We start from the raw sequence: 16,270 nt of genomic DNA, 5'->3' as shown, positions 1-16,270 counted from the left end.
CTACTGCTCCTTCCGTTGTAATTGGCAGAGCAAAACCAGCGCGTCTTCACGCCCGCCTGCCACTGGGTAATAATTTTTGCGCTCGCCAATACTGGCAAAACCGAGCTTTTTGTATAGCGCCAACGCAGCCGTATTTGAACGCCGCACTTCCAGAAAACAGTGTTTCAGATGTTGTGCAGCAAACGCTGCAAGACAGTGCTGCAACAGGTGGCTGGCATAGCCCCGCCCCTGACAGGCTGCAGGCACCGCGATATTCAGCAGGCTTACCTCATCGCAGACCACAGAAAATGCCGCGACCGCCAGTAATTCATTGTCTGCAACCAGTTTGTAGCATAAATCCTGCTCCAGGCTGCTTTTCCAGTCTGCCTTGCTCCAGCAGTATGGCCCAGCGCTGCGTTCCAGTGTCATTACCGCGTCGAGCTCGTCGACGCCCAGCCTATCCACCTCTGGCGAGGAAAGGCTCAGCCCCATGCCTGCAGGCTCTGCCACAGTGCCCGTTTCGCCAGTGGGTTCATCAGAAAATGGGATACGCTGTGACTGCTCAACACTCGACAATGAGAATAATCACCCGCACCAAAGTCTGCCGCTTGTTCACCCAGCAGCAGTATTCGGGGAATTGCATGGCGTTCACAGTTGGCCTGCACCGCTGCCGTGACGGCCTCGCGTGCCGCTGTGGCGCCCTGTTCAATCTGGGCATTGCCTACCAGAGGCCAGCGAAACAGGTGATGGTGAAGGCTGTCTTTGATGCTCCCTTCCCATTCTCCGTCCAGACGCGATATTGCCAACAGCAGGTTGGCCGTAAACCGCACAATTGCGGGCTCTGGTGTGGCCGCAGGTGAGCTGTCAACAATCATGGCAAGACCGGCCACCTGATAAAATCGCAGGGTGAACTGAAGCCTTTCTTGCGGTTTTGCTTCGGCTGTTGCTGGCTTTGTGGCTGCCGCTGTCGGCGCCGATTTTTCGCGCGGCAGCAGGTCTTTCAGCAAGGCTTCCCTATTGATCTCGGGCGCCGCAGACGTGGCAGGCCGCACAGAAACCGGTTCCACGCCAGCCGCTGGCGGGCCTGCATCTGTAGTCACCGGCTCTGGCAGGGTTTCACACAGTACCGGCGGCGGCGCGCCTGGCAAAGCGATACGCGGGAAGAAGCTTTCCACGCCCATCGCGTCCAGATAGGCGAGTCGCTTGCCTTCCGGTAGTTGCTGAAACATTTACACGCCTTCTTTCTGGGGGTGAGTGCGCATAATACCGGATGCCAGCAAATTCAGGGCATTGAGGTAGGCTTTGACCGAGGCCACGATGATATCGGTATCGGCGCCGTTGCCATTCACAATCACATTATCTTTTTCCAGACGCACCGTCACTTCTCCCTGAGAATCAGTGCCCTGGGTGATCGCGTTGACCGAATATAGCTTGAGGGTGGCACCGCTATTGGCCAGCTGCTCGACCGCCTTAAAGGCCGCATCTACCGGACCATCACCTTCAGCCTCGACAAACTCTTCGCTGCCATCGACCGCAATTCGCAATTTGGCCTGTGGTTTCTGCCCGGTACGAGAATGGGATTCCAACCCAACGAAGCGGTATTTCTCCCCAGAATCAGCCGGTACAACTTCGCTGACCAGCGCCTGCAGGTCTTCATCAAAAATTTCGTGTTTCTTGTCGGCCAGATCCTTGAACCGGGTGAAGGCGTCGTTAAAGGCCTCATCGCTGGCAAAGCTGATACCCAGTTCCGTCAGACGGGCTTTAAACGCGGCACGACCGGAGTGCTTGCCCAATACCAGTTTATTGGTATTCCAGCCTACATCCTCAGCCCGCATGATCTCGTAGGTTTCACGGTATTTGAGCACGCCATCCTGGTGAATGCCGGATTCGTGGGCAAACGCATTGGCGCCAACAATAGCCTTGTTGGGCTGCACCGGGAACCCGGTCACCGTCGACACCAATCGCGAGGTCGGTACGATCTGGGTGGCATCGATCCGGGTTTCAACCGGAAAGACGTCGGCCCGGGTGCGCACCGCCATCACAATTTCTTCGAGCGAGGCGTTGCCCGCTCGCTCACCCAAACCGTTAATGGTGCACTCGACCTGACGAGCACCTTCCAGCACCGCAGCCAGAGAGTTGGCTACTGCAAGCCCCAGATCGTTGTGGCAATGCACGGAAAACACTGCCTTGTCGGCATTGGGTATCGCCTGCATCAGGCGGCCAATCAAACGTCCATACTCCTGAGGCTCAGCGTAACCCACCGTGTCGGGCAGGTTGATGGTGCTGGCTCCCGCGGCAATGACCTGCTCAATAATTCGGCACAGGAAATCAAACTCGGAGCGAGAGGCATCCTCACAGGAGAACTCTACGTCGTCGGTCAGATTGCGGGCGGTCTGCACGGCACGCACGGCCTCGCTGACCACCTGATCCGGTTTCATCCGCAGTTTATAGTCCATGTGAATGGGCGAGGTGGCTATAAAGGTGTGAATACGCGACAGCGCAGCAGGCTTGAGGGCTTCACCCGCGCGCTCGATGTCTTTAGTGGCAGAGCGCGCCAAAGAGCAGATCCGGCTGGTTTTGACCGCCTCTGCAACCGCCTTAACTGACTCAAAATCACCCTGACTGGCAATGGCAAAGCCGGCCTCGATCACGTCGACACCCATTTTTTCGAGCATTTTGGCGATGCGCACCTTCTCGTCTCGTGTCATCGACGCGCCGGGGCTCTGCTCGCCATCTCGCAAGGTAGTATCAAATATGATCAGTGAATCTTTGGCCTGCTCGTTCGCCATTACCTTCTCCCGCCAGAGTCCTTATGTACTGTTAGGCTATTTTCACACAGAATGCGTGTAAAGCAGAGGGCGATATCGTCCTTGATCGGGCAAGAGCACGGATTCAAGCCATTGTAGACAAACCGAAAGTTCCATTGATACACGTGCATATTTCGCAAATTCTTCACAGCAGACCTATAACACTTAGGATAAAGTGCGCACACATTCACTCAGGGTAAAGTGGTTTATGATTCGACTCCATCGCGGTCTCTTGTTCGGCAGTGCGCTGCTGGCCAGCTTAAGCTGGGCAACTGAGCGTGTTTCTGACGTTGAACCCATCAAGCCCGAGCTCCCTATAGATCGCTCTACCCAGCGCCCTCTGCTGGGCAAGCCCATCACGCCTGGCATTCTGGATCGGCGCGCGTGGTCTGCGGGCCAACCCCTATCCGGGCTGGCTCTTCCCACGCCAGTACTGATTGCGGCGGGCAACACACCCGGCCCAACCATGTGTCTGACCGGCGCCGTTCACGGCGATGAGCTCAATGGGGTAGAGATTATCCGGCGCATCATGTTCGCACTGGATACCGAGAATCTGACCGGTACGGTGATTGCAGTACCCATCGTCAACCTCTACGGTTTTCAGCGCAATTCACGCTACCTGCCCGATCGCCGCGACCTCAACCGCTATTTTCCCGGCAATCCCACCGGCAGCTCCGCCGCGCGCATCGCTCACCACTTTTTCCAGGATGTGATTAGCCACTGCCATGCATTGATCGACATTCACACTGGCTCGTTCCACCGCACCAACCTGCCCCAGCTGCGGGCAGACCTGAGCAACCCAAAGGTAGCGAAGCTGAGCCAGCTGTTTGACAATTTTGTGGTACTGCACAGTGTTGGCGCTGTGGGCACGCTGCGACGTGCGGCCGTGGAAGCAGGCATTCCAACCGTTACCCTTGAAGCTGGCGAACCACTCTACCTGCAGCCGGAAGAGGTGGCCCAGGGGGTGCGAGGCGTACTCTCTGCGATGCGTGGTTTTGGCCTGATGGGCGAATACAACAAGGTCGCCTCGGATCAGAAGGTGTTCTTCGAATCAATCTGGCTGCGCGCAGATCAAAGTGGCGTATTGTTCAGCGAAGTGAAAGTGGGTGATTCGGTTAAAAAAGGCGAGATACTCGGCTCCGTGACCGATCCCATTACCAACCGCAGCACGGTGATCCGCGCCAAAGCCAAGGGCACCATCATAGGTATGGCCCTGAACCAGATGGTGATGCCAGGTTTTGCGGCCTATCACCTTGGCCTGCACAAGACCGAAGGCGCCGCCGTTGACAAGGCTGCCGAGGGCGCCGCAGATGCGGCACTGGAAAGCGTGCGCAAGGTTGTGCACGAAGTCGCAAAAGAAGCGGCTGCTAGCGCCAGTGAAAGCGGGGATGATCCACAGGCCGTGAATGAGGCGGCGCGCAAGGCCGCCGAAGAAGCCACTAAATCCGTGATTACCAAGCCGCTGCCGGTACGCGGCAAGGGGGAGGACACCTCCGAAATGGAGCCGCCCGCCCCCGAACCCGACGATCACCCTGAGTAAGGAGGAGCTATGTCGACCTGGATGAAGACCACACTGACCGGGCTATTACTGGCACTTGCTGCCAACCCTGTGCTGGCCGAAAAAGACCGAGCCGGCAAGGTCATTGCCGGCTGGGTTGAACGCGTTACCGTGCTGGACATACGCGACACCCCAATCAAGGCGAAGCTGGATTCGGGCGCCAACACGTCGTCTATTCACGCTATTGATGTAAAAGAGTTTGAGCGCGACGGCAACGACTGGGTGCGTTTCAAATTTGTCGATAAAGACGGCGACACCAAGGAAATGGAGCGCCCTCTGGTCCGAGGCGTGAAAATCAAAGATCTCGACGGTGGTGCTGACCGCCGCCCGGTGATAGAACTGGATATGTGTTTTGACGGCCGCGTTCATACAACCCAGTTTACGCTTAGCGACCGTGGCGAATTCAACTACCGTATCCTGCTGGGTCGGCGCTTTCTCGGCGGTGTAGCCGTCATCGATTCAAGCGCTACTTACCTGACTAAAGAGCACTGCCGTGAGGTAGAGCAAGAAGATTAATAACGGGCTGAACAGCGCCCGCATGGGGATAGCCAATGCGCGACTTAAAACTGAGAATTCTCGCTGCCATACTGTTTGCGGTTGGCTTGGGGCTTTGCATCTACAAAGTGAATGTCTTCGGCCTGCCACTCAAGCCGGGACAAGACGAAGAGGTCTGGACCGTACAGGCTCGCATCGCCTTCAAGGGTACAGGCAAACCCACCAAGGTACAGTTTGCAGTGCCGCATCAGGCGCCTGGCTTTGTCACGCTTGATGAAGACTACATCTCCGGCAACTACGGACTGGCTATCGAAAACGACCGGGAAAATCGCTGGGCCAACTGGGCGGTACGCCGTGCCAATGGCCCACAAACGCTTTATTACCGGATTTCCATCGCCCGCGACAGCAACAGCAATGAGCTCACTGGTCCAACTCCCCCCTTTCCCCAAGCACCGGTCTACCCGGAGCCGTATAACTCGGCCATCAAAGCGATTCTCGACGATGTGCGCAATGAATCAGCCGATATCGCCACCTACACCCGCGAACTGCTACTGCAACTCAATGCGGACAAACCCAATGAGAATGTCGCTCTGCTGCGCGGACGCGCCAACAATGATGAAGCCTGGGTCTATGAAATCAGTGAAGTCCTCAAGGGTTCCCGCATCCCCAACCGAATACTGTATGGGCTGGAGCTGAGCGAAACCGTCAATAACGCACAACTTAAGCCCTGGATTCAGGTACACAACGGACGGCGCTGGTTATCGTTTAACCCGCTCACCGGCCAGCCCGGACTGCCGGAAAACTTTCTGGTATGGCGTATCGGCGAAGGCCCACTGGTCTGGGTTGAAGGCGCCGGCGCTGCCGAGGTGGTCTTCTCGGCCGCTCGTAATTACCGCGAAATTGTCGACATCGCGCGAAAGCGGGCTGAGCGCATGGGCTCGTCGCTCATCGATGCCTCCCTGTTCAACCTGCCACTGGAAACCCAGAATGTTTATCGCATTCTGCTGATGGTACCCATGGGCGCGCTGCTGGTTGTCATTTTGCGCAATGTGGTAGGCATACGCACCTTTGGTACCTTTATGCCCGTCCTGATTGCACTGGCCTTTAGAGAGACCCAGTTATTCTGGGGGATCATTTTATTTACCTTGATGATCGCGGTGGGCCTCTCAATTCGATTTTATCTGGACCGGCTGATGCTACTGCTGGTACCGAGGCTAGCGTCGGTGCTGATTATCGTGGTGATTATGATGATTCTCATCAGCATACTGACGCACTATTTCGGTGGCACCCGCGCCATGTCAGTAGCGCTGTTCCCGATGGTTATCATGGCCATGACCATTGAACGCATGTCCATCGTCTGGGAAGAACTCGGCGCCGGCGATGCCATGAAAGAAGGTGCCGGCAGTCTGTTCACCGCGGTGCTCGGCTACCTGCTGATGACCAACGACATTCTTGTTCATATGTTTTTCGTGTTTCCGGAGCTGCTGCTATGCATGCTGGCGATCACTTTGCTGTTTGGCCGCTATACCGGCTATCGGCTCACGGAACTGTGGCGCTTTCGCGCGGCACTCAAGTTTGACCCACCGGAGCCGAAATCATGATTACCTGGGCCAGGCGCCTGCGTGAGCGCGGCATTGTCGGTATTAACCAGCGCAATGCCGAGTTCATCATGCCCTACAATCCGCGCAACCAGTTTCCACTCGTAGACGATAAGAAACGCACCAAACTGCTGGCAATTGAAAACAATATTGCCGTACCCGAGCTCTACGCCACCGTGGAAATCGAACACGATGTACGCAACCTGAGCGATACGCTCAAGCCGTACAGCAGTTTTGTTATCAAACCCAACAACGGCAGCGGCGGCAACGGCGTACTAGTGGTCACCAGCCGTATTGGCGACCACTTTGCCAAAGCCAGCGGCCAGATTATGAGCAGCCTGCAGGTACAGCGCTACACCTCCAACATTCTCAGTGGCATGTACAGTCTAGGCGGTGTACCCGATACCGCGATTATCGAGTATCGGGTGGAAAGCGACCCCTTCTTTGACGCCATCAGCTACCAGGGCGTGCCGGATATTCGGGTGATTGTGTTTCGCGGCGTGCCGGTGGCTTCCATGCTGCGCTTGCCGACTAGGGATTCCGACGGCAAGGCCAACCTTCATCAGGGTGCCATCGGTGTCGGCATTGATATCAAAACAGGGATAACCCGCAGCGGCGTGCGCGCCAATGACGTGACCAAAGTCCACCCGGACACCCTCCAGCCCATCGACGGTCTGCAACTGCCCTACTGGGAAACTATCATGACACTTGCTGCGCGTTGCTCGGAAATGGTGGGGCTGAACTATATTGGCGTCGACCTGGTGATCGACCGGGACAAGGGCCCGCTGATGCTGGAACTGAATGCTCGTCCAGGACTCAACGTACAGTTGGCCACAGGTCGCGGCCTGCTGTTCAACCTCAGGCTGGTTGAGCAGATGGAGAACATTCCAACGCGCGCCGAAGACCGCGTGGCCTTGGCGTGCGAAAAGCTGTATTGAGCCATTTCAGTCTCACGCTTTGCGCGGCAAGCGCATAAAAAGGGCGACACGATGGTCGCCCTTTTGCTACGTCGTTTTTTACATCACTGGGTTACTCAGCGTTTTCTTCACCGGCTGCGCCCTCTTCTTCAGCTGGCGCCTCTTCAGGCTCTGCAGGTTTGGGCTCCGGCGCCTTGATCAGACCAGCGTCTTTAAGAATCCGCACTTTCTCTTCTGCATTGATCCAGCTTCGGCCTTTACCCTGAACACCAAAACGACCATTGCGCTTTTTCACAATGGTGTACTCGCTGGTACGCTTTACAATTTCCATCACAGCTTTCCTTTATCCGTTTGACATGAAGCCACGGCTAGGCCGCAGCGAAGGCAGTGTAACGGATTCAAATTAGCGGGAAAAGTTAGCCCACCAGCGCCATCAAACGATGCTCCGGCGTTTGCAATTCAATCGTGTAGTTACCCGCGTTGCGGGCACGCATCAGGGCATCGGCAGCCGCTTCCAGCAACCTTGTTTCCGATTCGAAATGCAGTTCGCCAGAGCTGCCCGCCACGCCGGCACTCACCTCCAGCGCAACCTTACTACCACTGGCTACGGCATAACGTGCCTCACGAAACAGTTCGGCAATGCGCTCGACGATACGCGCAGTATCTTCTATCGAAGAACCAAGCAAAATAAGGGCAAAGGTGTCTCCGTAGCGACTGACAAAGTCCTCGATCCGTATCTGTTCCTGCAGCTTGCGACTGACAACCCGGAGCAACAAACTAGCTACTTTACGGCCGTGCTCCTTCTCTAGTTGCTTAAGGTTATTGATAGACAGAAACGCAACACTGATCGGCCGGCCACGGAGCATCTTGAAACTGTTTTTTAGGCTGTTTTCAAAGGCCTTACTACTCATGATGCCGTCCAGCTCGCCTTCATCGTCTAGGTAGGTCTCCCGACTCAATGAAACAAAAGCTTCCGGTTGTTTAGCACGCGGACTGGAAGAAATCGACGTCGCGTCCGCTGCGACATCAACACGGGTGTCGCCAGTCGATTTAACAATGCTGGAAAATAGTGAAGACGCGTGGTTAATGGCTATATCAATGTCCATTATCAGTTGCATACACTGGGAATCGCGAATACTGAAATAGCGGTACAGCGTTTTACTGAGGCGTTGATACGCGACCTTACCACCACCGGCCAGAAAAAAATCGGCAATCATACCCGACGCCGCAACACAGGCAAGAAAGCCCTGCTCAGTCTGACTCTGATCGTCATGACTACTTACAACGGCCATTACCGTGCGGTCATGCAGCCCCCACTTCTTCAACAGTGCGGCACCGAATTTAGCGTGATCGAACCCCAGCGACGCCATCTCGGTCGCGCACACCTGCTCATGGTTACATTGACCGTCGGCCAATGTTTCGTACACATGGGCTTTAACGCGATCCAGCGCCAGCATGCCAATATCCTGTAACAGCGCCGCCAGAAATAACTCATCCAGAGCCTCTTCACGCTGTACACTTCCCAATTCACGGGCGGCAACAGCCGCTATCAAACTGCGCTTCCAGAACTGGTTGTAGTCGAGTGACGGTCCAGCTTGCTCAGTCAGCGATTTGATCAGCGTCAGCGACAGCGCCACATCTAACACCGCCTTGAAACCCATGATAATCACAGCACGCTCGACTGACTCTACCGTTGCCCCCAGATTGTGGGCAGGGGAGTTGGCATAACGCAGTAACGTTCCAGCCAGCGCCACATCCAGCGACACAACCTGCACCAATTCCTCCAGCGTTATGTCCGGTTGCGAACGCAAGGCGATCAACTGCCGTCCAATTTCGGGCATGGTCGGCAATTGAGCTTCTCCGCTCATAATTTTTGCAATGTCTGAATCTGACAAGATTAATCCCTGAAATACCAATAACCTCAAGCTTAGATGAGCGAATGACACAGCGACATCCGTACTGTCCGCAAGTGCTTGCACACTGGGGTGTCACGCCTTGCCAACACCTCGCCTATTTCCCTAACATGCAAAAAACATGAGGATTTTTCGATGACTCACAAACCATTGAGCGGCAAGCGAATTCTGGTTACCCAGGCTGGCGAATTCATGGGGCCCGCGCTGTGCCAAACCCTGGCAGACCAGGGCGCAGACGTGGTGGCTAACCATGACAGCCTGATAGACATCGACAAACCCGCCGCGCTACTGGCGGAAGCGGGCGAGATTGACGTGTTGCTCGCCAATCTCGCCCTGCCAGCGCCCAGCACCCCGGCGATTGAGGTGGAAGAAGACGAATGGCAGCAGGTCTTTGCCGCGCTGGTTGACCCGCTGCCCCGGCTCTGCAAGGCGGCCTTGCCGAACATGATCCAGCGAGGACAGGGAAAGATACTCTTGATGGGCAGTGCCTCGGCCCTGCGTGGCATGAAACGCGCTTCCACCTACAGCGCTGCCCGGGGCGCGCAGTTGGCCTATATTCAGGCACTGGGTGTGGAAGTGGCGGCGCAGAATATTCAGGTAAACGCTATTGCCCAAAACTTTGTTGATAACCCAACCTACTTTCCCCCAGAGGTGCAGGCCAACCCGCGCTTTCAGGAGCGACTAAAGCGAGAAGTTCCGCTGGGCCGTTTGGTCGGCGCGCGCGAAGACGCTGAATTCGCGGCTTTTCTCTGCAGCGACGCAGCTAACCATTTTGTCGGACAGGTATTTCCTGTATGCGGAGGCTGGGTGCAGCGATAGTACGCTGCATAAAAGGCAAGCAACCCAACTTATAAGTGTGCAACTTTGTATGTGTTTGCGCGCCTGGTAGAAACTTGTCCGGTTTGCCTACTCGATCAGTGGAGCTGGCCTTGATCCATCACGCAAATCCCCAGCGCCTCCAGCTGCTCGCGCAAGCGAATATCACCTGTGGCACGCCAACGCTCATACAGCCCCAACACATCCGAGGCGTCGAAAAGCTGCTCTTTTGAGCAGGCCTGTTCCACCAGATGCAGCATGCGGCTAAAGGTTTCGGCCAGCTCTGAAAAGATATGACGATTCTTTGGCGCATTTTCAGACAGGTAGCTGTATGCGCCTCCGCCCATACCAACAAAGTAGTCTTTGAGAATGCCGCGACGGGCATAACGTTCGGGAAACAGCGCGCCAATGAACAACGCCATGTCACCTAATTGCCGCAAGATGAGACAGCGCTCGCGCGTTGTGCCCGCTTCGTGGGCATCTTTGTAAAGCAGGGCCAATGGCCGAATTCCCAGCTCACCTTCGTCGTAGCTAAACAGCTGATCACTGTCCCCAAACCGTGCCAGCACGTTGCCCATATACCACAGCGTGTCTTCCTGCGGTGGCGGCGCCAGCTGCTCGCCGCATTCCTGCAGGCGCTCACGAAAGTAGTCGGCAAGGTTTCGCTCGAAGATAGGTTGTGAAGTCGGCATCTACTAGTCTCCTGTTCACGCTAGACCTACTAGGTTTTTATAATATATAGCCCCAAAATATCTAGTTGAAAAATAAGGATTTGTACGGCAGTTCACCCCTACCGCGCCCTAAACCACAAATTTCATCTAAACCGCATATTCTTTATTCTCAAATAATCTAAACGACACCGCTTGAAAACGCGCAGACTGGCGCCCATTAAGCCGCTCAGAAGGAGACGTGACCCATCCCCTGTCGCCTCCTTCCCTAACAACATAAATGTTAATTGGAGGAATGCTCGATGAGTATCAAGCCGCTCTACGATCGGGTGGTTGTCAAACGCCTCGCTGCGGAAACCAAAACCAAAGGTGGCATCGTTATCCCGGACAAAGCCGCGGAAAAATCCACACAAGGTGAGGTTATAGCAGTGGGCGAAGGTGCTCTTCTCGACAACGGAGAACTGCGCAGTCTGTCAGTCAAGGCCGGCGACCGCGTACTGTTTGGTCAGTACGCCGGCTCCGAGGTCAAGATCGATGGCGAGGACTACCTGATCATCAAAGAATCTGAAATTTTTGCCATTGTCGAACAGTCTGAAATTCAGGAGAAAGCAGCATGAGTGCCAAGACAGTCAAGTTTTCCAACGATGCCCGCGAGCGCATGTTGGCAGGGGTGAATATACTCGCTGACGCCGTCAAAGTTACGCTGGGACCCAAAGGTCGCAACGTTGTGCTCGACAAAAGCTTTGGTGCGCCGCGCGTAACCAAAGACGGCGTATCGGTAGCCAAAGAAATCGAGCTTAAGGACAAGTTCGAAAATATGGGCGCACAGATGGTGAAAGAAGTGGCTTCCAAAACCGCGGATGTCGCCGGTGACGGAACCACCACCGCAACCGTTCTCGCCCAAGCCTTGGTCCGCGAAGGTCACAAAGCCATCGCCGCCGGCATGAACCCGATGGATCTCAAGCGCGGTATCGATACCGCTGTGGCTGCGGCCACCGAAAAGCTTGGAAAAATGTCCAAGCCCTGTGACGACAATAAGGCCATAGGTCAGGTTGCTACCGTGTCTGCCAACTGGAATACCGACATTGGCAACATTCTGGCCGAAGCGATGGCAAAAGTCGGCCGCGATGGTGTCGTAACCGTCGAAGAAGGCAAGTCGCTGGAGAACGAGCTGGAAGTGGTAGAAGGTATGCAGTTCGACCGCGGCTATCTGTCGCCCTACTTCATCAATAACCAGGAGAAGATGCAGGTTGAATTGGATAACCCCTACATCCTGCTGTGCGACAAGAAAATCAGCAATATTCGCGACCTGCTGCCTGTACTGGAAGCCGTCGCCAAAGCCAGCCGCTCACTGCTGCTGATTGCTGAAGATATAGAAGGCGAAGCGCTGGCCACACTGGTGGTCAACAACCTGCGCGGCATACTGAAAACGGCCGCTGTCAAAGCGCCCGGCTTTGGCGATCGCCGCAAAGCCATGCTGCAGGATATCGCGGTGCTCACTGGTGGCACCGTCATTTCCGAAGAAGTGGGGCTTGGCATGGATACCACCGATATTGATCAGTTGGGCACAGCCAAGCGTGTTGTTATCAACAAGGAAAACACCACCATTGTTGATGGCGCCGGTAACAAGGCCGACATTACTTCCCGGGTTTCCCAGATTCGTGCCGAGATTGAGAAGTCCACCTCTGACTACGACAAGGAGAAGCTACAGGAGCGAGTCGCCAAACTGGCGGGCGGCGTGGCCGTGATCAAGGTTGGTGCAGCCACCGAAGTGGAAATGAAGGAGAAGAAAGACCTGGTCGACGACGCCTTCCACGCCACCCGTGCGGCGGTTGAAGAAGGGATTGTTCCCGGCGGCGGCATCAGCCTGATCCGTGTTGCCGAGCAACTACGCAAGGACAATCTGAAAGGCGCAAACGCCGACCAGGACACCGGCATCAAAATTGCCTTGCGGGCGATGGAAGAACCTTTCCGTCAAATCGCCGCTAACGCCGGTGTCGACGGTAGCGTGGTACTGGACAAAGTGCGCAGCAATGACAACATCAACTGGGGCTATAACGCCCAGACTGGTGACTACGTTGACATGATCGAGCACGGTATTATCGACCCGACCAAGGTAACCCGCTCTGCCCTGCAGAACGCAGGTTCCATCGCCGGACTGATCCTGACCACTGAAGCCATGGTAGCCGAGCGCGTCGACGACAAGCCCAAGTCGGCCGCACCACAGATGCCGGACTTCTAGGTAGCTCACACCAGGCAGGGGTAGATTTTACCTCTGCCTTTTCAGGCCCATTCTTCCCCGTAGTCGTGCAATAACTCTTCACCTGGCGCAATGTCGCGCAGCGCCACCACACTGAAGTCATCGTAATAAATGACATTTGATGGCCTTGCGTGGTTGATATATTTCAGATCACACAGCACCCGATACATGGAATTATCATCCAGAGTGAGTGTGTGCTCACACGCTTCCTGCGTCTTCTCTACTTTACAATAACCGAGCACTGAGCCGGCTTTAATGGATTTTTCCGCAAACAGTCCCTTGCCACTGATCGGACTTTTCCCTACTTTTACGCCCCGGTGGGTCTTCGCCATAACAATCGGCTTTCCTCGTTGATATTTTGAATTCGCTTTATTCAACCATAGAAGACCGGCAATTGTTGAGTACAAAGAGCCAGTTACTTTGGTAAAGTGTCGCTCTCTAAGCAACGCACATGATATAGGCCAATCAACCGGGACCCGGCATGCCCGCCATAACGCAGTTAACACCGAGCTATTTCTTACCGACCTCCATCGTGCTACCCAACGCACCAGCGTCAATCATCGCGCGCGCAGCCAGGCGTAACGACGCGCATTTTTCCGACAGCTTCTTTAGCCAGTGTGGCATTGACTGCCCGTCTAACATAAAACGTGCAGTTACAAAGCGTCGCAGTGAGTATTTTATTGGCCGTTATCTGGCACAAATGGCGCTGTCTGCGGCCGGTGCTACCAACACAAGCATTAGTACCAATGAAGATCGATGCCCGATTTGGCCGCAGTCGATGTGCGGCAGTATAACCCACACGGACGATTTTGCGCTGTGCGTCGTTGCATCCACCGAGGCACAATCCGTACTGGGAGTAGACGCCGTTGACTGGATGACGGACACCCAAGCTGAGCGCGTTACACGCAAGATCGTTAGTGCAGAGGAGACTGCACTTATCAATAGCAGCACACTTGGCTACAGCAAAGCACTCAGTCTCTGCTTTTCAGCCAAAGAGAGTATCTACAAAGCCCTATTCCCCTATGTAAGGCAATTTTTCGGCTTCAGTGCTGCCAGACTTCTGGCAATTGACACCGACATAGAGGCTTTATACTTTGAAATAACGCAGACATTGCCAAACAATCCGCTTGCAGGGCGGGAACTCTGCGTGCGCTACATTCTTGAGCCTAATAGAGGGATAACCTGGCTAGCTGCTCCTATTTAAGGTACCTGCTTTCCCACTTGGCAGCATCGTCTGCATGTCACAATATCACCAGCTACCGCAGTCAGTTCTATAGGCATACCCAGTGTCAATTAAAGCAAAGCGACAATAACGGGCTTGCTCCAACCTCATCGATGCCCGGGAAAATTGCCCACCACCTTACTAAGCAGAAATATGAAGCCGAGCCGACCGACAGGAAAGCCAACTCAACTGATCTTTGCATCTTATAGTTAGCTAAACACGTTCGCCGCGGTAATACACAGGGGCAACAGTGATGACAGGCAATGAAACGCGCTAGTACGCTAAGAAAATAACTTTTTGATTTTACTGGTCGGAGTGAGAGGATTTGAACCTCCGACCCCTGCCTCCCGAAGACAGTGCTCTACCAAGCTGAGCTACACTCCGACACATAGCGGGACCCTGCCCTGCGGCAGGGCGCGGTAGTGTACCAAACGCCTGATACAGGCTCAATATTAGCCCACCAAAATACGCGCACACGCCAAGCTGATCTACACTGAAGGGATAACGAGGAGAGTCGGACTATCGAACCAACACCTCCAGAACGGGTTTTCTGCGCCCGCAATGTCACCAAATCTTACCCCATGGGCGAGGTGGTAGTGCATGCGTTACGCGGGGTCGATCTCGATCTCTTTGCAGGCGAGTTGGTTGTCCTGCTGGGGGCGTCCGGCTCCGGCAAATCCACCCTTCTGAATATTCTTGGCGGATTGGATACAGCAACAAAGGGCGAGGTCAGTTATTGCGGCCAGAGCCTGACAAATGTTCGGGATAGAGAACTGACGCGCTACCGCCGCGACCATGTGGGTTTTGTCTTTCAATTCTACAACCTAATTCCAAGCCTCACGGCGCGGGAAAATGTGGCGGTGGTTACCGAGATTGCCGCAAACCCGATGCGCCCGGAAGATGCCCTTGGTCTCGTTGGCCTCCAGGAGCGGCTTAACCATTTCCCGGCCCAAATGTCTGGGGGTGAACAACAGCGAGTGGCCATCGCTCGCGCCATCGCCAAAAATCCGAAAGTACTGCTATGCGACGAACCCACGGGGGCCCTGGACTCGAAAACTGGCACCGTTGTGTTGGACGCGCTGGTTCGGGCGAACAAGGAGTTGGGAACCACAACGGCCATTATTACCCACAACGCTGGAATTGCAGCAATCGCAGACCGCGTCATTTTACTGGGCGACGGCCGCATCACCGATATCCATCATAACGCACACCCACTTAAGCCAGCCGAGGTTAGCTGGTGATGCGAGCGCTTACACTCAAACTGTGGCGCGAACTCTGGCATCTTCGAGGGCAGGTGTTGGCGATTGCTCTGGTTATGGCCGGCGGCGTATCGGTCTGCGTAATGAGTCTGTCTACCTATGATTCTCTGCTGACTACGCGCGATACCTACTATCGGGAGCACGGCTTTGCGGATATTTTCGCCAACCTGAAGCGCGCCCCCAAGTCGCTAGCAAGGCGGATTGAGGCCTTACCCGGTATTGCATCGGTGGAGCCACGGGTGGTCGCTCAAGTTAATCTCAGCCTGCCGGATTTTAGTGATCCGATATCCGGCGTATTGGTCTCCATACCTGCTGCAGGGCCTCGGCTGAACCGACTGCATATAGCCGCTGGACGCATGCCGGACAGCCGACGTGACGAAGTACTGATCAGTGATACTTTTGCCGCAGCGCACAACCTTTCATCCGGCGCCGCCATTCAGGCGGTTATCAATGGCCGAAAGCGCGAGCTTACTGTCGTCGGGATCGCTCTTTCCCCTGAATATATTTACCAGATTCCGCCCGGATCGATCATGCCTGACTTTGCCCGTTTCGGCGTCATGTGGATGCCCGAGCAGCGCCTTGCTACGGCTTTCAATATGGAGGGCGCATTTAATGACATCGTTATTCAGGTTCAGCCGCAGGCGACTATTCAGGACATCATTGATCAGCTTGATCCCATGCTCCAACCGTATGGTGGACAAGGTGCCTATGGCCGCGATCTTCAGCTTTCAAACCGCTTCCTGCGAGAAGAGTTCAATGGGTTGAAGATGATGGCTTA

The 16,270-nt window shown here is 55.1% G+C and carries 16 protein-coding genes, 1 tRNA gene and 1 pseudogene; 10 read left to right on the top strand and 8 right to left on the bottom strand.

All coding sequences use genetic code 11. From position 1 onward, the window contains the following. Genes rimI through ABYP39_RS02555 form a run of 3 tightly spaced genes read right to left on the bottom strand, consistent with a single transcriptional unit; the run spans position 1 to position 2,768 of the window. Positions 1-489: a ribosomal protein S18-alanine N-acetyltransferase gene (gene rimI, locus ABYP39_RS02565; RefSeq protein WP_372780991.1), complete on the bottom strand. Its 489-nt coding sequence runs from the start codon at positions 487-489 to the stop codon at positions 1-3. Next, complete coding sequence (locus ABYP39_RS02560; RefSeq protein WP_372750016.1) at positions 462-1,208, bottom strand: hypothetical protein; 747 nt, start codon at positions 1,206-1,208, stop codon at positions 462-464. The genes rimI and ABYP39_RS02560 overlap by 28 nt, the downstream gene beginning before the upstream one ends. Continuing rightward, positions 1,209-2,768 carry a 2-isopropylmalate synthase gene (locus ABYP39_RS02555; protein WP_372758777.1) on the bottom strand — a complete coding sequence of 520 codons (1,560 nt, stop codon included), beginning with the start codon at positions 2,766-2,768 and terminating at the stop codon, positions 1,209-1,211. A gap of 226 nt (positions 2,769-2,994) precedes the next feature. Between ABYP39_RS02555 and ABYP39_RS02550 the strand changes: the two genes are divergently transcribed. Genes ABYP39_RS02550 through ABYP39_RS02535 form a run of 4 tightly spaced genes read left to right on the top strand, consistent with a single transcriptional unit; the run spans position 2,995 to position 7,375 of the window. Then, entirely contained in the window at positions 2,995-4,326 is a 1,332-nt protein-coding gene (locus ABYP39_RS02550) for a succinylglutamate desuccinylase/aspartoacylase family protein (RefSeq protein ID WP_372747396.1), read from the top strand. A gap of 9 nt (positions 4,327-4,335) precedes the next feature. Next, positions 4,336-4,860 carry an ATP-dependent zinc protease gene (locus ABYP39_RS02545; protein ID WP_372747397.1) on the top strand — a complete coding sequence of 175 codons (525 nt, stop codon included), beginning with the start codon at positions 4,336-4,338 and terminating at the stop codon, positions 4,858-4,860. 35 nt (positions 4,861-4,895) lie between these two features. Continuing rightward, positions 4,896-6,440 carry an inactive transglutaminase family protein gene (locus ABYP39_RS02540; RefSeq protein ID WP_372780989.1) on the top strand — a complete coding sequence of 515 codons (1,545 nt, stop codon included), beginning with the start codon at positions 4,896-4,898 and terminating at the stop codon, positions 6,438-6,440. Further along, positions 6,437-7,375: an alpha-L-glutamate ligase-like protein gene (locus ABYP39_RS02535; protein ID WP_372747399.1), complete on the top strand. Its 939-nt coding sequence runs from the start codon at positions 6,437-6,439 to the stop codon at positions 7,373-7,375. Before ABYP39_RS02540 ends, ABYP39_RS02535 begins: the two co-directional genes overlap by 4 nt. 91 nt (positions 7,376-7,466) lie before the next feature. Here the strand turns inward: ABYP39_RS02535 and ABYP39_RS02530 are convergent, their stop codons facing one another. Together ABYP39_RS02530 and ABYP39_RS02525 are read right to left on the bottom strand one after the other, a co-directional pair. Continuing rightward, the gene (locus ABYP39_RS02530; RefSeq protein ID WP_372747400.1) at positions 7,467-7,685 is read right to left on the bottom strand and encodes a hypothetical protein; all 219 of its coding nucleotides are present in this window, start codon (positions 7,683-7,685) and stop codon (positions 7,467-7,469) included. Positions 7,686-7,770: 85 nt separating this feature from the next. Further along, complete coding sequence (locus ABYP39_RS02525; RefSeq protein WP_372747401.1) at positions 7,771-9,249, bottom strand: HDOD domain-containing protein; 1,479 nt, start codon at positions 9,247-9,249, stop codon at positions 7,771-7,773. 153 nt (positions 9,250-9,402) lie between these two features. Here ABYP39_RS02525 and ABYP39_RS02520 point away from each other — a divergent pair, with 153 nt between their 5' ends. After that, on the top strand, positions 9,403-10,086 hold the full coding sequence (locus tag ABYP39_RS02520; RefSeq protein WP_372764102.1) for an SDR family oxidoreductase: 684 nt from the start codon (positions 9,403-9,405) through the stop codon (positions 10,084-10,086). 95 nt (positions 10,087-10,181) lie between these two features. On the opposite strand, the gene ABYP39_RS02515 is transcribed toward ABYP39_RS02520, so the two are convergent. Then, on the bottom strand, positions 10,182-10,775 hold the full coding sequence (locus ABYP39_RS02515; protein WP_372747403.1) for a hypothetical protein: 594 nt from the start codon (positions 10,773-10,775) through the stop codon (positions 10,182-10,184). Positions 10,776-11,053: 278 nt separating this feature from the next. Here ABYP39_RS02515 and groES point away from each other — a divergent pair, with 278 nt between their 5' ends. Then, complete coding sequence (gene groES, locus ABYP39_RS02510) at positions 11,054-11,368, top strand: co-chaperone GroES (protein WP_372747404.1); 315 nt, start codon at positions 11,054-11,056, stop codon at positions 11,366-11,368. After that, positions 11,365-12,993 carry a chaperonin GroEL gene (gene groL, locus ABYP39_RS02505; protein WP_372780987.1) on the top strand — a complete coding sequence of 543 codons (1,629 nt, stop codon included), beginning with the start codon at positions 11,365-11,367 and terminating at the stop codon, positions 12,991-12,993. The genes groES and groL overlap by 4 nt, the downstream gene beginning before the upstream one ends. A 41-nt stretch (positions 12,994-13,034) precedes the next feature. Here groL and ABYP39_RS02500 read toward each other — a convergent pair whose 3' ends face one another. After that, entirely contained in the window at positions 13,035-13,343 is a 309-nt protein-coding gene (locus ABYP39_RS02500) for an SET domain-containing protein (RefSeq protein WP_372759470.1), read from the bottom strand. Positions 13,344-13,492: 149 nt separating this feature from the next. Between ABYP39_RS02500 and ABYP39_RS02495 the strand changes: the two genes are divergently transcribed. After that, positions 13,493-14,215, top strand: a complete 723-nt coding sequence (locus tag ABYP39_RS02495; RefSeq protein ID WP_372780985.1) for a 4'-phosphopantetheinyl transferase — start codon at positions 13,493-13,495, stop codon at positions 14,213-14,215. A gap of 325 nt (positions 14,216-14,540) precedes the next feature. Here the strand turns inward: ABYP39_RS02495 and ABYP39_RS02490 are convergent. Further along, positions 14,541-14,617: transfer RNA gene (locus tag ABYP39_RS02490), tRNA-Pro, on the bottom strand. Positions 14,618-14,814: 197 nt separating this feature from the next. Here ABYP39_RS02490 and ABYP39_RS02485 point away from each other — a divergent pair. Both ABYP39_RS02485 and ABYP39_RS02480 read left to right on the top strand, forming a co-directional pair. After that, a complete protein-coding gene (locus ABYP39_RS02485; RefSeq protein WP_372780984.1) occupies positions 14,815-15,474 on the top strand; it encodes an ABC transporter ATP-binding protein in 660 nt (219 codons plus the stop codon). Then, positions 15,474-16,270 (top strand): annotated as a pseudogene (locus ABYP39_RS02480) (ABC transporter permease); the annotation flags it as partial. The gene ABYP39_RS02485 and the pseudogene ABYP39_RS02480, both read left to right, overlap by 1 nt.

This window comes from Litorivivens sp. (assembly GCF_041625495.1).
Lineage (GTDB): Bacteria > Pseudomonadota > Gammaproteobacteria > Pseudomonadales > Spongiibacteraceae > Litorivivens.
The sequence above is the reverse complement of the archived record's forward strand: the minus strand, read 5'-3'. Positions and strand labels throughout refer to the sequence as shown.

Bases quoted from the DNA above. Each gene is read 5' to 3' on its own strand.
- ABYP39_RS02495 (WP_372780985.1), top strand. From the start codon at position 13,493: ATGCCCGCCATAACGCAGTTAACACCGAGCTATTTCTTACCGACCTCC.
- ABYP39_RS02560 (WP_372750016.1), bottom strand. From the start codon at position 1,208: ATGTTTCAGCAACTACCGGAAGGCAAGCGACTCGCCTATCTGGACGCG.
- groES (WP_372747404.1), top strand. From the start codon at position 11,054: ATGAGTATCAAGCCGCTCTACGATCGGGTGGTTGTCAAACGCCTCGCT.
- ABYP39_RS02530 (WP_372747400.1), bottom strand. From the start codon at position 7,685: ATGGAAATTGTAAAGCGTACCAGCGAGTACACCATTGTGAAAAAGCGC.
- ABYP39_RS02515 (WP_372747403.1), bottom strand. From the start codon at position 10,775: ATGCCGACTTCACAACCTATCTTCGAGCGAAACCTTGCCGACTACTTT.
- ABYP39_RS02550 (WP_372747396.1), top strand. From the start codon at position 2,995: ATGATTCGACTCCATCGCGGTCTCTTGTTCGGCAGTGCGCTGCTGGCC.
- ABYP39_RS02520 (WP_372764102.1), top strand. From the start codon at position 9,403: ATGACTCACAAACCATTGAGCGGCAAGCGAATTCTGGTTACCCAGGCT.
- ABYP39_RS02500 (WP_372759470.1), bottom strand. From the start codon at position 13,343: ATGGCGAAGACCCACCGGGGCGTAAAAGTAGGGAAAAGTCCGATCAGT.
- ABYP39_RS02485 (WP_372780984.1), top strand. From the start codon at position 14,815: ATGGGCGAGGTGGTAGTGCATGCGTTACGCGGGGTCGATCTCGATCTC.
- ABYP39_RS02535 (WP_372747399.1), top strand. From the start codon at position 6,437: ATGATTACCTGGGCCAGGCGCCTGCGTGAGCGCGGCATTGTCGGTATT.
- groL (WP_372780987.1), top strand. From the start codon at position 11,365: ATGAGTGCCAAGACAGTCAAGTTTTCCAACGATGCCCGCGAGCGCATG.
- ABYP39_RS02540 (WP_372780989.1), top strand. From the start codon at position 4,896: ATGCGCGACTTAAAACTGAGAATTCTCGCTGCCATACTGTTTGCGGTT.
- ABYP39_RS02545 (WP_372747397.1), top strand. From the start codon at position 4,336: ATGTCGACCTGGATGAAGACCACACTGACCGGGCTATTACTGGCACTT.
- ABYP39_RS02555 (WP_372758777.1), bottom strand. From the start codon at position 2,768: ATGGCGAACGAGCAGGCCAAAGATTCACTGATCATATTTGATACTACC.